Below are 15,333 nucleotides of genomic sequence, written 5' to 3'. Positions count from 1 at the left end.
CTCCGCCCTGTGCCGCACCGAAATCCACCCCGCGCGACGGCGGCCATCTGGCGACCGGCGAGTTCGCCGCCCCCGCCACGGAGGTGCGGACGCTGCACGAGACGTGGGGACTGCCCCAACCGGTCTTCCACGAGGGCTGGTTCGACCGGACGCTCCCCGGCGACCTCCCGGAGCGGATCGCGTTCGGCTACCTGGACGCCGACCGGTACGCATCGACCCTCACCTGCCTGCGCGCCTGCGTACCGCGCCTCCCGGCGGGTGCGGTCCTCGTCCTCGACGACTACACGGACGCCTCCGCACCAGGGGCGGACCGCGGGTACCCGGCGCAGCCGAAGGCGCCGGGCGTGAGAAAGGCGTGCGAGGAGTTCTTCGGCCGGTTTCCCGGACGCTGACTCTGTCGGGGATCTTGAGGATCCCCGGCGGGGCAGCATGGTCAACGGGCATGCTCGGCTCTGTTCATGGACCGATGCAGTTGTCGAGGTGCCCATTGTCGCTCCACCCCCGTTCTGGTGAGCAAGTCCCGTCTCTGACCGTGCAGATGGCACGGGCGAGCAATCCGGGCGGTACAACCGCGATGTGGGTGAAAGACCATCTGGGCGGGCTGTGGCGTGACGAGGATTTCGCCGACTGCTACCCGCGCGACGGCCGCCCGGGTCTCTCGCCCGCCCAGCTGGCCACCGTCTGTGTGCTCCAGTTCCTGCTCGGTCTGTCGGACCGGCAGGCGGCCGAGGCGGTTCGCTGCCGCATCGATTTCAAATACGCGCTGGCCATGGAGCTGGACGATCCCGGCTTCCACCACAGCGTGCTGTCCGACTTCCGTGAGCGTCTCACCGAGGGCGGTCGCGCCGACCGTCTCCTTGACCTCTCGCTTGCGCGCCTGAAGGAGGCCGGTCTCGTCCGCGAGCGCACCACCCAGCGCACGGACTCCACCCACGTTCTGGCCGCGGTGCGTGACCTGACCCGGCTGGAGCTGGTCACCGAGGCTGTCCGCGCCGCGCTGGAAGAGCTGGCCAGCACTGATTCGCACCTGCTGACCGGCCTGGTCGACGAGGAGTGGGGACGCCGCTACGGCCGCCCGGTCCGTCTGGGCAAGAACCCCACCCGCCCCAAGACCAGGATCCTCGCCACCGGAGGCGACGCCGTCCGGCTGTTGGAGCGCGTCGGGGAGCACGGGGCGGACCGCCTGTCCGGGCCCCGCGTCCAGGCCCTACGACAGATCATGGTGCAGAACCACTACCGCGACGGGGCCGGCCGCCTGCGCTGGCGCACCGCTGAGGACGGCGGGCTGCCGCCCTCGTCCGTCGCGGTCGTCTCGCCCTACGACCCGACGGCCCGCTACGCGCGCCGCGGACACGTCACCCGCTGGAAGGGATTCGTCGCACACCTCACCGAAACCTGTGATCCTGACGGCGTCAACGTGATCACCGATGTGGCGACCACTGACGCCACCGGCTACGACGCGAAGGCTCTGCCCGGCATCCACACCCGGCTCAAGCATCGCGGGCTGCTGCCTGCCGAGCATCTGGTCGACGGCGGCTACACCTCCCTGGTCCATCTGGAACAGGCAGCCCGCGAACACCGGGTCACGGTCACCGGACCACTGCCGGTCAACACCACCCGCCAGAACCGCAGGAACAACGGCTTCGGCCGCGACGACTTCCACATCGACTTCGACCGCAGGCAGGTCACCTGCCCGCAGGGCGAGACCAGCGCGGGATGGCACGGCCCCTACCCAACCTCCTCGCCCACCGCGGCACCTCTGATCGTGGCACGGTTCACCAAGAGCCAGTGCCGTCCCTGCCCGGTCCGCACCCGCTGCACGACCACCGCCGACAGCGCCCGGAGCGTGGGTTTTCCCCCGCGAGAACTCCGTGACCTGCAACTCCGAGTCCGCGCCGAGCAGCAGACACCCGAATGGCAGGCCCGCTACGCGGTCCGCTCCGGAGTGGAAGGCACCATCAACGAGCTCGCCCACGGACACGGCATGCGCCGCTGCCGCTACCGGGGACAGAACAAAGCCCACTTACAGCACGTGTTCACAGCCATCGCCGCAAACATCGAGCGCCTCAGCCGACGGCCGCCGACCGGAGAAACACCCCTGTCACGGCCGCCGACCGCCTTCCAGAACTACCTGGATCAGCACGGGATCCCCCGGCCGAGGTCTTGGCGGTCCGCCAGAGACTGAGCAGACCGCCAAGATCCCCGACAGAGCCAGCGTCCGGTTTCCCGGTCGGGGCCTTCGTTCAGCCCGGTGAGGCCGGGCGGAGGATGCGAGTAGCTGTGGAGTTACGTCGCGGCCGGTACTGAGCAGCCTGCGGGCGACCGCGCAGAGGGGCGGAAGCCGGTCAGCCGGCGAAGCCCGGGACCACCAGGCCGGACTCGTACGCGATCACCACCGCATGGGTCCGGTTCTGCGCGCCGAGCTTGGTCAGCACGTTTCCGACGTGGGTCTTGACCGTCTCCAGGCTCACCGTGAGGGACTCCGCGATCTCCGGATTGGAGAGCCCGGTGGCCATCAGGCGCAGCACCTCCTCCTCCCGGCCGGTCAGGGCGGCGTGCGGCAGGGCCTCGGCGGAGCCCAGCGGGCGGGCGGCGACCATGCGGCCCAGTGCGGCCGGGAAGAGGACCGCTTCGCCCGCCGCCACCACCCGGACCGCCTCGGCGATCTGACGGACCGGGAGGCGCTTGAGGACGAAGCCGCTGGCGCCCGCGCTGAGGGCGGCGGTGACGTAGCCGTCGTTCTCGAAGGTGGTGATCACCACGACCTTCGGCGGGTCGGCCGCTTCGGCCAGCAGTTGGCGGGTGGCCTCGATCCCGTTGCGACGCGGCATCCGTACGTCCATCAGGACCACGTCCGGCCGCAGGCTCTGCGCCCGTTCGACCGCCTCGACGCCGTCGGCGGCCTCGCCGACCACCGTGATGCCCGGCTGTGCGGCGAGCAGCATGCGCAGGCCGCTGCGGGTCACCTCCTCGTCGTCCGCGATCAGGAGGGTGACGGCGGGGCTGGTGACGGGGGGAAGCGGCATGCCTTCGCCCGCGTCGGATCCACTCACGCCGACGCCCGCGCTGGCAGCCGGACGGCCAGCCGCCAGTGCTGCGTCCCGTCCGGGCCGGCCTGGAACTCACCGTGCAGCAGCCGGACGCGCTCGGCCAGTCCGGGCAGACCGTGGCCGGAGGTCGGGAAGGCCCCCGGGCCCGTCCGTACCCCGGTCCGGTTGACCACCGTGAGATCCAGTCCGCCCGGCCCGGCCGCCACCCGGGCCACGATCGGGCCGCCCGCCCCGTGGCGCAGCGCGTTCGTCAGCCCCTCCTGGAGGATCCGGTACGCCGCCCGGGAGAGCGTCCCCTGCACCTGCGCCAGGTCGCCCGACAGCTCCGGTTCCACCACCGCGCCCGCGTGCCGCAGGCGGTCCAGCAGCTCGGGGAGGTCGGCCAGGGTCCGGGTCGGCGCCGTCCCCGACTGTTCCTCGCGCAACACTCCGAGCACGTAGTCCAGGTCCTCCAGCGCGGCCCGCGTCGACTCCTCGATGCTGCGCATGGCGGCCCGCGCCGTCGCCGGGTCGGCGGAGAGCGCCTCGCCCGCCACCGCCGCCTGGATGGTGGCCGCCGTCAGCGTGTGCCCGATCGAGTCGTGCAACTCGTGGGCAATCCGGTTGCGTTCGGCCAGCAGCTGTTCCCGCTCGGCGGCCAGCGCGAGCCGTTCGGCCGCCGACGGCCCCAGCAGCCGTGGCGCCGCCCACCGCAGGGCCTTCGTCACCAGTACGCAGATGGCTACCGCCAGCAGGATGCACACGGCCGCCACCACCCAGCTCCACCCGCCCGACACCCGGACCGACGTGCCGAACAGACTCGCCCGCGCCTCGGCGCCGAGCCAGTTCCCCGGCAGGGAGAGGCCCATGATGAACAGCACCCCGCTCGCCAGCGCCCCCGTCCAACCGACGGCCACGTGCAGCACCAGCCAGAGCGGGGTCCGCCAGCGGTCGAGGCCGAGTGAACGGGAGGGCCGGCGACCGGCCACCGGATTCGGCAGCGGCACCCGCAGCAGCCGGCGGGCCGACACGACCAGCGCCCGTCGTACGGGGCGCGCCAGGCCGACCACGCCGACCAGTACCGCCCAGACCAGCAGGACCAGGACGATCTGCACGCTCTCGGAAGCGGATCGCCACGACAGCGCCGGCAACAGGGCGAAAGGCAGCAGCGGAAGGCTCGCCAGCGCGCCGCAATAGGCGAACAGCACACCCGCATACGTGGAGCCGCGCAGCAGCGGCCGAATTCCCCTGATCATGGGCGCCAGTATCGCCGGGCAGCTCCCCGGCAGCCTCCCCCGATCGGGGGAGCGATTTCTCCCGCCTTCCCGCGATGCGGTCAGCGGGCCCTGGGAACCAGGATCGTGCCTCGACCAAACGATTCCCCAGGAGTTGACTTATGCGTGCTCAGACCCGGCAGGGCCTTCGTTCCTCGACCCGGCAGCAGGGCGGCAGACGGCGACGAGCCGTGTCGGCCGCGGCCGCGGTGGCCATCGGCGTCATGACGCTGGGCGCCCTCGCCCCGCCCGCCGCCTCCGCCTCCGATTCCGCTGCCTCCGCTGCTGCCGCCGCCAGGCCGGACGCCGTCCAGCAGGCCCTGAACACGCTGGTGCGCGACGACGGGATGCCCGCCGCGCTGGCGAGCGTCCAGGACCGGAACGGCCGCATCCGCACCTACACCGCAGGAGTGGGCGACCTGACCACCGGCTCGAAGGTGCCCAGGGACGGCCAGGTACGGATCGGCAGCAACACCAAGGCGTTCACGGCGGTCGTGGTCCTGCAGCTGGTCGGCGAAGGGAAGATCGGCCTCGACGCCACCGTCGACACCTACCTGCCCGGCCTCGTCCGCGGAAAGGGGATCGACGGGCGCCGCATTACCGTCCGCCAGCTCCTCCAGCACACCAGCGGACTCCCCGAGTACGGCATCCACGTCGACGACGACGAGATCAGGAACCGGTACTTCGAGCCCCGCGAGCTGCTCGACATCGCCCTCCGGTACAAGGCCGACGCGGCTCCGGGGACGACGTGGGGGTACAGCAACACCAACTACGTCCTGGCCGGCCTGATCGTCCAGAAGGTCACCGGCCGCCCCCTCGCCGAGGAGATGGACCGGCGCATCTTCAAGCGCATCGGGCTGCGCCACACCTACTTCCCCACCCCCGGCGAGATGACCATCCGAGAGCCGCACCCCCACGGTTACCACCGCAACCCGGCGAACACACCGCTGCGCGACTTCACGGAGATGGACCCCTCCGCAGGATGGGCCGCAGGCCAGTTGATCTCCACCAACTCCGACCTCAACCGCTTCTTCACCGCGCTCCTCGCCGGCCGCCTCCTCCCGGCGGCCCAGCTCGCCGAGATGCGCACGACCGTCCCCGCCGGGACCTCCGGTCTCCGCTACGGGCTGGGGCTCACGAGCAGGCCGCTGTCGTGCGGCGGCGTCTACTGGGGCCACGGCGGCGACATCGCGGGGTACGAGACCCGGGGCGGTGTCACCGACGACGGCCGTGCCGCCAACGTCGCGATCACCAACATCCCGACGGACGAGGCAGCCACGCAGCACGTGAAGGACGCCGTGGACAGGGCCCTGTGCGGCTGAATCACGTACCCGGCAACCCGAACAACGGTCCAACGATTCCTCAGGAGTTGACTCATGCGTGGACAGACACGGCAAGGGCTTCGCTCGCCGGGCCGGCAGCAGGGCACGCGGCGACGGGCCCTGCCCGCCGCGGCCGCGGCGGCCATCGGCGGCATGACACTGGGCGCCCTCGCCCCGCCCGCCGCCTCCGCCGCCAGGCCGGACGCCGTCCAGCAGAGCCTGAACGCGCTGGTGCGCGACGACGGGATGCCCGCTGCGCTGGCGAGCGTCCAGGACCGTGACGGCCGCATCCGCACCTACACCGCAGGAGTGGGCGACCTGACCACCGGCTCGAAGGTGCCCAGGGACGGCCAGGTACGGATCGGCAGCAACACCAAGACCTTCGTCGCAGTCGTCGTCCTCCAACTCGTCGCGGAGCGGCGGGTGCACCTGGACGCCTCCGTCGACACCTACCTGCCCGGCCTCGTCCGCGGGGAAGGGATCGACGGACGGCACATCACCGTCCGCCAGCTCCTCCAGCAGACCAGCGGACTCCCCAACTACAGCGACCACCTCGGGGACGACGTCCGGTACTACACCCCCCGCGAACTGCTCGCCACAGCCCTCCAGCACCCGGCCGACTTCGCCCCCGGGACGAGTTGGAAGTACAGCAACACCAACTACGTGCTCGCCGGCCTGATCGTCCAGAAGGTCACCGGCCGCCCCCTCGCCGAGGAGATCGACCGGCGCGTCGTCCAACGCGCCGGGCTGCGCCACACCTACTTCCCCGCCCCCGGTGACGCGAGCATTCGGGGGCCCCACCCCCACGGTTACTACCGGGAATCGGCGGACGTGCCGCTGCGTGACATCACGGAGATCGACCCCTCCTGGGGATGGGCGGCAGGCCAGATGGTCTCCACCGGCTCCGACCTCAACCGCTTCTTCAGCGCACTCCTGGCCGGCCGCCTCCTGCCCTCGGCCCAGCTCGCCCAGATGCGCTCCACCGTCCCCGCCGAAGCGACCTTCGGCCCCGGCGCCCGCTACGGACTTGGACTCGTCAGCAGGCCGCTGCCGTGTGGCGGCCTCTCCTGGGGCCACGGCGGCAGCTTCCCGGGGTACGAGACCCGGGGTGGCGCCACCGACGACGGCCGCGCCACCAACGTCGCGGTCACCATGCAGCTCACCGACGAGGCGGGCCGGAGGAATCTCGAACGCGCCGTGGACACCGCCCTGTGCCGCTGAACCTCGCCGAGGGCGTTCCGTGAAGCAAAACGACCGATGGGCCCGACATGGGGTCGGGCCCATCGGTCTCATGTGTGCGCACAGCCGCCACATCGTCACCGCCCACGACGTCGGCCCGGCCGATCTGGAGGGCCGCCTGGTCGCCCACCTCGTGAGGGAACTCCTTGATCGCTGGAGCCTGGATCACCTGATCAGCGATGGCCTACCGGAACTCGGTCGTCGCCCGCCACCTGGACGGCCCGACTGCACGACGTCCGGCACAAGGCCGGAACGGTGCTCATGGTGCTGGGCGTCCCGGACCGGGTGATCGACCAGATCATGGGTTGGGAACCGGGCGGGGCCGCACGGATGCGGCGCGGTATCTCCATGTCCCCGACCACCTGTTGAAGGAAGCGGCCCGGAAGATCGGCGCGGCGATCTGGGGAACCCCGGAAACAGCCCTTGTGGACAAAGACCAGGACAACGAGGGCTGAGGAACGTCGAAGGGCCCCACCGCGAACGGTGGGGCCCTTCGACATCGTGCCCGGTGAGAGCACTGGCGGAGGATACGAGATTCGAACTCGTGAGGGGTTGCCCCCAACACGCTTTCCAAGCGTGCGCCCTAGGCCACTAGGCGAATCCTCCGCCGCAAACAATACAAGACGTTGGGCAGTGCTCGCGAACACGATCCGCGGGGAGGGGTCGCCGAGGGGGTGGCGAGGGGGCGAGGAGGAGACCGGTGGGGGGCTGGGTCGTTTCTTGGGGTGGGGATCCGCTAATGTGGAGCGCAGCCCCTCACGTGGCGCTATCTGACTGAACTCCCCCAGGGCCGGAAGGCAGCAAGGGTAGGTCGGCTCTGGCGGGTGCGTGGGGGGCGCTTGCGTTTGCGGGGCGGCCGGTTGTCGGTGGGGCCCGATATCGTCGTATGCGTGTCGTCCCTTGCGCTGTACCGCCGCTACCGCCCCGAGACCTTCGCCGAGGTCATCGGGCAAGAGCACGTGACCGACCCGCTGCAGCAGGCGTTGCGGAACAACCGGGTCAACCACGCGTATCTGTTCAGTGGGCCGCGCGGCTGCGGCAAGACGACGAGCGCGCGGATCCTGGCGCGCTGTTTGAACTGTGAGGAAGGTCCCACTCCGACGCCGTGCGGGAAGTGCCACTCGTGCGTGGACCTGGCGCGCAACGGCCGGGGCTCGATCGATGTGATCGAGATCGACGCGGCGTCGCACGGTGGCGTCGACGACGCGCGTGAGCTGCGGGAGAAGGCGTTCTTCGGGCCGGCCAGCAGCCGGTACAAGATCTACATCATCGACGAGGCGCACATGGTGACCTCGGCGGGCTTCAACGCCCTGCTGAAGGTCGTCGAGGAGCCGCCGGAGCACCTGAAGTTCATCTTCGCCACGACCGAGCCCGAGAAGGTCATCGGGACGATCCGGTCGCGTACGCACCACTATCCGTTCCGGCTGGTGCCGCCCGGGACGCTGCGGGAGTACCTCGCGGAGGTGTGCGGGCGGGAGGAGATCCCGGTCGAGGACGGCGTGCTGCCGCTGGTGGTGCGGGCCGGTGCCGGTTCGGTGCGTGACTCGATGTCGGTGATGGACCAGCTGCTCGCCGGTGCCGGTGCGGACGGTGTGACGTATGCCATGGCGACGTCGCTGCTGGGGTACACGGACGGGTCGCTGCTGGATTCCGTGGTGGAGGCGTTCGCGGCCGGGGACGGCGCGGCCGCCTTCGAGGTCGTCGACCGGGTCATCGAGGGCGGGAACGATCCGCGGCGGTTCGTGGCCGACCTGCTGGAGCGGCTGCGGGACCTGGTGATCCTGGCGGCGGTGCCGGACGCCGCGGAGAAGGGGCTGATCGACGCCCCGGCCGATGTCGTGGAGCGGATGACGGCGCAGGCGTCGGTGTTCGGGGCGGCCGAGCTGAGCCGCGCCGCCGACCTGGTCAACGCCGGTCTGACGGAGATGCGCGGGGCCACCTCCCCGCGGCTCCAGCTGGAGCTGATCTGCGCCCGGGTGCTGCTCCCTGCGGCGTACGACGACGAGCGGTCGGTGCAGGCGCGGCTGGACCGCCTGGAGCGCGGGGTCGGCGCCGGCGCGGCGGCGATGGCGCTGGGCGGCGCGCTCGGGTCGGCCGGTGGCGCCGGTGGCGTGGGTGGCGTCGGTCCCGGCGGGGCGGTGGTGGAGTCCGGTGGACCCGCGGTCGCGTATGCGCCGGGCGCCGAGGCCCATCCGCCGATGCCGCCCGCCGGACCGTCCGGACCGGCGGCGGCGCGGGCCGCGGTGCGCGGAACGGCGGGCGGACCGGGCGCGGCCTCGGGGGCCGCTCCGGCGCCCGGCGGCGGCCCGGCGACGGGCCCTGCGGGGGCCGCCGCGCCTGCCGGCCCCGCTGTGCCCGCTGCCGCCGGTCCCGGGGGGGATGCGGGTGCGGCGCCGGGCGGCGCCTACGGCGAGGCGCAGAACGACGTGCCGGGCGGCCAGGAGGCCGGGCCGGCGACCGCGCCCCAGGGCGGCGCGGCGCGGCCCGGAGCCTGGCCCGGCGGCACCCGCGGTGCCGGTGCGGCGGGCGCCGGACAGGGCACCGCGGCACGGCAGCCCGGCAGCTGGCCGTCGGCCGTGGCGCCGGGGCAGGGAACACCGGCGGCGTCCGGGGCCCCTGCGGCGGCGGGGACCGGTGCGCCCGGGACCGGTGGCGGCGCTCCGGCGCAGGCCGGTGGCGCGCCCGTGTCCGGCGGTGGCGCTCCCGCCGCGGCGGCGCCCGCTCAGCCGGTGTCCGGCGGGGCGGCGCAGGGTGCCGCGCAGGTGCGGCAGCTCTGGCCGCAGATCCTGGACGCGGTCAAGGGCCGCCGGCGTTTCACCTGGATCCTGCTGAGCCAGAACGCCCAGGTCTCCGGCTTCGACGGCACCACGCTGCAGATCGGGTTCCCCAACGCCGGGGCCCGGGACAGCTTCGCCAACGGCGGCAGCGAGGACGTGCTCAAGGAGGTGCTCGCCGAGCACTTCCAGTTGCAGTGGCGGGTCGAGGCGATCGTCGATCCGTCCGGCGGTGCCAATCCGCCGTCCGGCGGTGCCCGGGGCGGCGGAGGCGGCTTCGGCGGCGGCGCGCCGCAGTCGGCGCCGCAGGCCCCGGCCCGGCAGAGCGCCCCGGCGGCGTCCGAGTCGTACGGTTCGGGCGGTGCCGGAGCCGGTGGCGGCGGCGGTCAGGGTGCGCGGATGGCGCGCGAGGCGGTGGTCTCGTCGCCGTCCACGGGCGGCGGCCAGGGCGGACCGGCCGCGGAGCCCGCGTACACCGCGCCGGAGCCCCCGATGTCGATCGAGTACGACATGCCGGCGGAGGACGACCCGGACCTCGTCGACTCCGCACTGAGCGGGCACGAGCTGATCGTGCGCGAACTGGGCGCGACGGTCCTGGAAGAGTTCGACAACGAGTGACGCGCGGCGACGCATGAACCGGGGTGCGGCGCCGGTGCGTCGGCGGTGCCGGACGCGGCCCCGGCGGCGGAACGTCACGGCCCGACTGCGCTCCGCGCTCCGCGCACGGGGCGGGAGGGCGGCCGCCGGCCCGTCCCAGGGGCGTACGGGGTACACCAGTGCTCCTCCCTACGGCGTAGGGCGCCGGGCGCGGGAAACACGTAGGCTCGGGCTACCGCACCAATCGTTGTCGTACGGCAGGAGTCATGTCGTGATCCCCGGTGGTCAGCCCAATATGCAGCAGCTGCTCCAGCAGGCCCAGAAGATGCAGCAGGATCTCGCGGCCGCCCAACAGGAGCTGGCCGAGACGCCCGTGGAGGGTTCCGCGGGGGGTGGCCTGGTCAAGGCGACGGTGACCGGCTCCGGTGAGCTCAAGGGGCTGGTGATCGACCCGAAGGCGGTCGACACCGACTCCGCGGAGGAGACCGCCGAGACCCTCGCCGACCTCGTCCTCGCGGCGGTCCGCGACGCCAACGCCACCGCGCAGAAGATCCAGCAGCAGAAGCTCGGTCCGCTCGCCCAGGCGCTGGGCGGCGGCGGTGGCATCCCCGGTCTCCCCTTCTGAGGAGTAGCCAACTAGCGTACGCAGCACGGCAGAAGAGAGAGAAGACGTTCCGTGTATGAAGGCGTGGTCCAGGACCTGATCGACGAGTTGGGCAGGCTGCCCGGCGTCGGTCCCAAGAGCGCGCAGCGGATCGCCTTCCACATCCTTCAGGCCGAGCCGACCGATGTCCGCCGGCTCGCGAACGCGCTGATGGAGGTCAAGGCGAAGGTACGGTTCTGCAGCGTGTGCGGCAATGTCGCGCAGGAGGAGCAGTGCCGGGTCTGCCTGGACCCGCGGCGCGATCCGGCGGTCATCTGCGTCGTGGAGGAGCCCAAGGACGTCGTGGCGATCGAGCGGACGAGGGAGTTCCGCGGCCGCTACCACGTCCTCGGCGGGGCGATCAGCCCGATCGAGGGCGTCGGCCCCGACGACCTGCGGATACGGGAACTGCTGGCCAGGCTCGCGGACGGTTCGGTCACCGAGCTGATCCTGGCCACCGACCCGAATCTGGAGGGCGAGGCCACGGCCACGTACCTGGCCCGCATGATCAAGCCGATGGGCCTCACAGTGACGCGACTGGCCAGTGGGCTGCCAGTCGGAGGCGATCTGGAGTATGCCGACGAGGTCACGCTCGGGCGGGCCTTCGAAGGGAGGAGACTTCTTGATGTCTGACGCCACGCTGCACGACACGACACAGAACCCGGACGACTTCGCCGTTTCGATCTCCGACTCGATCGAGAGCTTCATCGTCGCGGTGACCGAGGTCGCCAAGGGCGACGAGCCGGACAGCGCGGTGCCCTTCCTGCTGCTGGAGATCTCCCAGCTGCTGCTCACGGGCGGCCGGCTGGGCGCCCACGAGGACATCGTTCCCGACGAGCGGTACGAACCGGACACCGGTCCGGAGGTGGACGTGGACGAACTGCGCGAGCGGTTCGCGCTGCTGCTCGACCCGGTGGACGTGTACTCCGAGGTCTTCGACCCGTACGTGCCGCGCAGCGAGCCGGTGGCCTGCAGGATCTCCGACGACCTCGCCGACATCATCACCGACCTGCGGCACGGACTGGCGCACTACCGGGCGGGCCGGATCACCGAGGCCCTGTGGTGGTGGCAGTTCTCCTACCTCTCCAACTGGGGCCCGACCGCCTCGGCCGCCCTCCGGGCGCTCCAGTCGCTGGTCGCCCACGTACGCCTCGACCAGCCGCTGGACGCGCTGGACGGGCTGGACACCGACGCCGACGCCGCCGGGGACGAGGACCGGCTCGCCGAGGAGGCCGGCAAGGTCATGGCGGCGGAGATCGCCGGTCCGCTGGGGCTGCGGGGCGTGTGACCGCCGCCCGTGCCGCCGCCCGCCCGAACGGTGTGCGCGGTGTGAGCTGGGTTACGTTCCGTGTGCCCGGGTGTGGAGCGGGAAGGTGCACGCCGGGCCGGTGCGATGGAGCACCGCGCTGGAACCGGCGAGGGACACGACGTCCGCGGACCGCGTTCGACGTGCTCATCGGGCGTCTTCACGGGCGTTTTCACGGTGGGTGAGTTGATCAAAGCCGTGGGTTTTGCGTCTCACGATGTGGTAGTAGCGGGGCGGATTCCGCCCGCTCGTTAGACTGAGCCGACCGCAGTACCCCCATGTCAGGGGGTCCGGGAGGGACCCCCTCCCGCAGAGACAGTTGCGAGGAGCGCACGTGGGCCTTGTCGTGCAGAAGTACGGCGGCTCATCCGTTGCGGATGCCGAGGGCATCAAGCGCGTCGCCAAGCGAATCGTTGAGGCCAAGAAGAACGGCAACCAGGTTGTCGTGGTGGTCTCGGCGATGGGCGACACGACGGACGAGCTGATCGATCTCGCGCAGGAAGTGTCCCCGATCCCGTCGGGGCGCGAGTTCGACATGCTGCTGACCGCCGGAGAGCGGATCTCCATGGCCCTGCTGGCGATGGCGATCAAAAACCTCGGCCATGAGGCGCAGTCCTTCACGGGCAGCCAGGCCGGTGTGATCACCGACTCCGTGCACAACAAAGCACGGATCATCGACGTCACGCCCGGCCGCATCAAGGCGTCCCTCGACGAGGGCAACATCGCCATCGTCGCCGGATTCCAGGGCGTGTCCCAGGACAAGAAGGACATCACGACGCTGGGACGCGGCGGTTCGGACACCACCGCGGTGGCCCTCGCCGCCGCGCTGAACGCCGACGTCTGTGAGATCTACACCGATGTGGACGGTGTCTTCACCGCCGACCCGCGGGTCGTGAAGAAGGCCCGGAAGATCGAGTGGATCTCCTTCGAGGACATGCTGGAGCTGGCCAGCTCCGGCTCCAAGGTGCTGCTGCACCGCTGCGTCGAGTACGCACGCCGTTACAACATCCCGATCCACGTCCGTTCCTCCTTCTCGGGGCTGAAGGGCACGTGGGTCAGCAACGAACCGCAAGGGGACAGGCCGATGGAGCAGGCAATCATCTCGGGCGTCGCGCACGACACCTCCGAGGCGAAGGTCACGGTCGTCGGGGTCCCGGACAAGCCGGGTGAGGCCGCGCGGATCTTCCGTGCCATCGCCGACTCCGAGGTCAACATCGACATGGTCGTCCAGAACGTGTCGGCGGCCTCCACCGGGCTGACGGACATCTCCTTCACGCTGCCGAAGGCCGAGGGCCGCAAGGCCGTCGCGGCACTGGAGAAGACCCGGGCCGCGGTCGGTTTCGACTCGCTCCGCTACGACGACCAGATCGCCAAGATCTCGCTGGTCGGCGCCGGAATGAAGACCAACCCCGGCGTGACCGCGACGTTCTTCGAGGCGCTGTCGAACGCGGGCGTGAACATCGAGCTCATCTCGACCTCCGAGATCCGCATCTCGGTCGTCACCCGTGCCGATGACGTCAACGAGGCCGTCCAGGCGGTGCACAGCGCCTTCGGCCTCGACAGCGAGACCGACGAAGCAGTCGTCTACGGCGGCACCGGGCGATGATTCCGGCCGAGGCAGGCCGCCCGTCCCTCGCCGATTCGGCGGGGGCGGGGGCCCGCCCGGCTGCCAGGCCGCACCTCGCGGTCGTCGGTGCCACCGGTGCCGTCGGCCGCGTCCTGCTCGGAATCCTCTCCGAGCGGGCCGACATCTGGGGTGAGATCCGGCTGATCGCCTCACCCCGCTCGGCCGGCCGCAAGCTGACCGTGCGGGGCGAAGAGGTCGAGGTCGTCGGGTTGAGCGAGGACGCCTTCGACGGCATCGACGTCGCGGTGTTCGACCTGCCGGACGCCGTCGCCGCGCAGTGGGCGCCGGTCGCGGTGTCCAAGGGCACGGTCGTGGTGGACAATTCGGGCGCGTTCCGGGGGGATCCGGACGTGCCGATGGTCGTCCCCGAGGTCAACGGGTGCGCGGCACGGATCCGTCCGCGCGGCATCATCGCCAACCCGAACTGCGCCACCCTGTCGATGATCGTCGTACTCGGCGCGCTGCACGCCGAGTACGGGCTGAGCGAGCTGATCGTCTCCTCGTACCAGGCCGCGTCGGCAGCCGGACAGGCCGGCACCGACACGCTGCGGGCGCAGCTCGCCGCGGTGTCCGGTACCGAACTGGGCGCCGCGCCGGGCGATGTGCGGCGGGCGGTCGGCGACACCCTCGGGCCGTTCCCGGCGCCGCTCGCCCTCAACGTCGTGCCGTGGGCCGGATCGCTCCAGGAGGACGGCTGGTCCTCGGAGGAGCTGACGATCCGCGACGCGTCCCGGAAGGTCCTGGGGCTGCCCGAACTGCCGGTCACCGCGACCTGCGTGCAGGTGCCGGTGCTCACCGCGCACTCGATGGCCGTGCACGCGCGCTTCGAGAACGAGGTCACGGTCGCCGGTGCGCACGAGATCCTCGCGGCCGCGCCCGGCGTCGTGCTGTGCGACGACCCGGCGGAGGGCGAGTACCCGACCCCGTCGGACGTGGTGGGGACCGATCCCACCTGGGTGGGGCGGGTGCGGCGGTCGCTGGACGATCCGCGCGCACTGGAACTCTTCGTGTGCGGGGACAACCTGCGCAAGGGGGCGGCACTGAACGCGGCGCAGATCGGTGAGTTGGTGGCGGGGGAGCTGCGGGGGTAGGGGCGGGCCGCGGGCCGCGGGCCGGTGGTTGTCGGTTTTATGGCTTGGGTGGCGGCTTGGGGGCGTGCCGCTGTTTTGCATGTCGGTTCCGCGCCTCGGTTCCGCGCCTCGGTTCTGTGTCGCTATTCGTCGCTCTTCGGTGGTGGGCGCGGTAGTTGGCGGGAGTGGCTGCGGTGGGTCGGCCGCCTGCGACATACTTTGTGGGGCGTGTGAAGATTTCGTGTGCGGAGTGCCGGTTCGGGCCACTTGATCTGGGCTGATGTTCTGTTCGATCATTCGCTTCCCGTGATGCTGCAACCGGCGGCCGGCGGGTGGCGTCTTTTGGAGTCACCCACCGGGGTGGACCGCGGTGTTCGCGGTCCGCTTCCGGAGCCCTGGGGTGGCGGGGCGATGGCGTCAGGGCGGTCGTATCAGGGCAATCGGGGCGTTTG

At 71.5% G+C, this 15,333-nt stretch carries 11 protein-coding genes, 1 tRNA gene, 1 other RNA gene and 2 pseudogenes; 12 read left to right on the top strand and 3 right to left on the bottom strand.

All coding sequences use genetic code 11. The features are described 5' to 3' along the window. Positions 1–23 precede the first annotated feature (23 nt). Together CG747_RS29555 and CG747_RS29550 are read left to right on the top strand one after the other, a co-directional pair. Positions 24–392, top strand: a pseudogene (locus CG747_RS29555) (TylF/MycF/NovP-related O-methyltransferase); the annotation flags it as partial. Positions 393–574: 182 nt separating this feature from the next. Further along, entirely contained in the window at positions 575–2,185 is a 1,611-nt protein-coding gene (locus tag CG747_RS29550; protein WP_257980831.1) for an IS1182 family transposase, read from the top strand. Between the two features lie 160 nt (positions 2,186–2,345). Here CG747_RS29550 and CG747_RS29545 read toward each other — a convergent pair whose 3' ends face one another. Beyond that, complete coding sequence (locus tag CG747_RS29545; protein ID WP_030989748.1) at positions 2,346–3,026, bottom strand: response regulator transcription factor; 681 nt, start codon at positions 3,024–3,026, stop codon at positions 2,346–2,348. A gap of 23 nt (positions 3,027–3,049) precedes the next feature. Then, the gene (locus CG747_RS29540) at positions 3,050–4,285 is read right to left on the bottom strand and encodes a sensor histidine kinase (protein WP_100604883.1); all 1,236 of its coding nucleotides are present in this window, start codon (positions 4,283–4,285) and stop codon (positions 3,050–3,052) included. Between the two features lie 140 nt (positions 4,286–4,425). On the opposite strand from CG747_RS29540, the gene CG747_RS29535 reads away from it, so the two are divergent. From CG747_RS29535 to CG747_RS49885, 3 genes and pseudogenes are all read left to right on the top strand, one after another. Next, a complete protein-coding gene (locus CG747_RS29535) occupies positions 4,426–5,625 on the top strand; it encodes a serine hydrolase (protein WP_257980830.1) in 1,200 nt (399 codons plus the stop codon). A 54-nt stretch (positions 5,626–5,679) separates the two neighbouring features. Further along, the gene (locus CG747_RS29530) at positions 5,680–6,846 is read left to right on the top strand and encodes a serine hydrolase (RefSeq protein WP_100604881.1); all 1,167 of its coding nucleotides are present in this window, start codon (positions 5,680–5,682) and stop codon (positions 6,844–6,846) included. Positions 6,847–7,083: 237 nt separating this feature from the next. Continuing rightward, positions 7,084–7,319, top strand: a pseudogene (locus CG747_RS49885) (site-specific integrase); the annotation flags it as partial. A gap of 63 nt (positions 7,320–7,382) precedes the next feature. Here CG747_RS49885 and CG747_RS29520 read toward each other — a convergent pair. Next, positions 7,383–7,470: transfer RNA gene (locus CG747_RS29520), tRNA-Ser, on the bottom strand. A gap of 141 nt (positions 7,471–7,611) precedes the next feature. On the opposite strand from CG747_RS29520, the gene ffs reads away from it, so the two are divergent. The 7 genes from ffs to CG747_RS29485 all read left to right on the top strand — a co-directional run bounded on the left by ffs (position 7,612) and on the right by CG747_RS29485 (position 14,902). Next, positions 7,612–7,710, top strand: an RNA gene (gene ffs, locus CG747_RS29515) — signal recognition particle sRNA small type. Between the two features lie 44 nt (positions 7,711–7,754). Beyond that, positions 7,755–10,256, top strand: a complete 2,502-nt coding sequence (locus CG747_RS29510) for a DNA polymerase III subunit gamma and tau (RefSeq protein WP_100604880.1) — start codon at positions 7,755–7,757, stop codon at positions 10,254–10,256. Between the two features lie 250 nt (positions 10,257–10,506). Next, positions 10,507–10,860, top strand: coding sequence for a YbaB/EbfC family nucleoid-associated protein (locus tag CG747_RS29505; RefSeq protein WP_100604879.1), 354 nt, complete (start codon positions 10,507–10,509; stop codon positions 10,858–10,860). A 51-nt stretch (positions 10,861–10,911) separates the two neighbouring features. Beyond that, the gene (gene recR / locus CG747_RS29500) at positions 10,912–11,511 is read left to right on the top strand and encodes a recombination mediator RecR (protein ID WP_100604878.1); all 600 of its coding nucleotides are present in this window, start codon (positions 10,912–10,914) and stop codon (positions 11,509–11,511) included. Further along, entirely contained in the window at positions 11,504–12,166 is a 663-nt protein-coding gene (locus CG747_RS29495; protein WP_100604877.1) for a DUF5063 domain-containing protein, read from the top strand. Before recR ends, CG747_RS29495 begins: the two co-directional genes overlap by 8 nt. 352 nt (positions 12,167–12,518) lie before the next feature. Then, entirely contained in the window at positions 12,519–13,790 is a 1,272-nt protein-coding gene (locus tag CG747_RS29490) for an aspartate kinase (RefSeq protein ID WP_100604876.1), read from the top strand. Continuing rightward, positions 13,787–14,902, top strand: a complete 1,116-nt coding sequence (locus CG747_RS29485; RefSeq protein WP_100604875.1) for an aspartate-semialdehyde dehydrogenase — start codon at positions 13,787–13,789, stop codon at positions 14,900–14,902. The genes CG747_RS29490 and CG747_RS29485 overlap by 4 nt, the downstream gene beginning before the upstream one ends. Positions 14,903–15,333 lie beyond the last annotated feature (431 nt).

The organism is Streptomyces sp. CB02959, from assembly GCF_002803155.1.
GTDB lineage: Bacteria > Actinomycetota > Actinomycetes > Streptomycetales > Streptomycetaceae > Streptomyces.
This window is presented reverse-complemented; position numbering and strand designations above follow the sequence as displayed.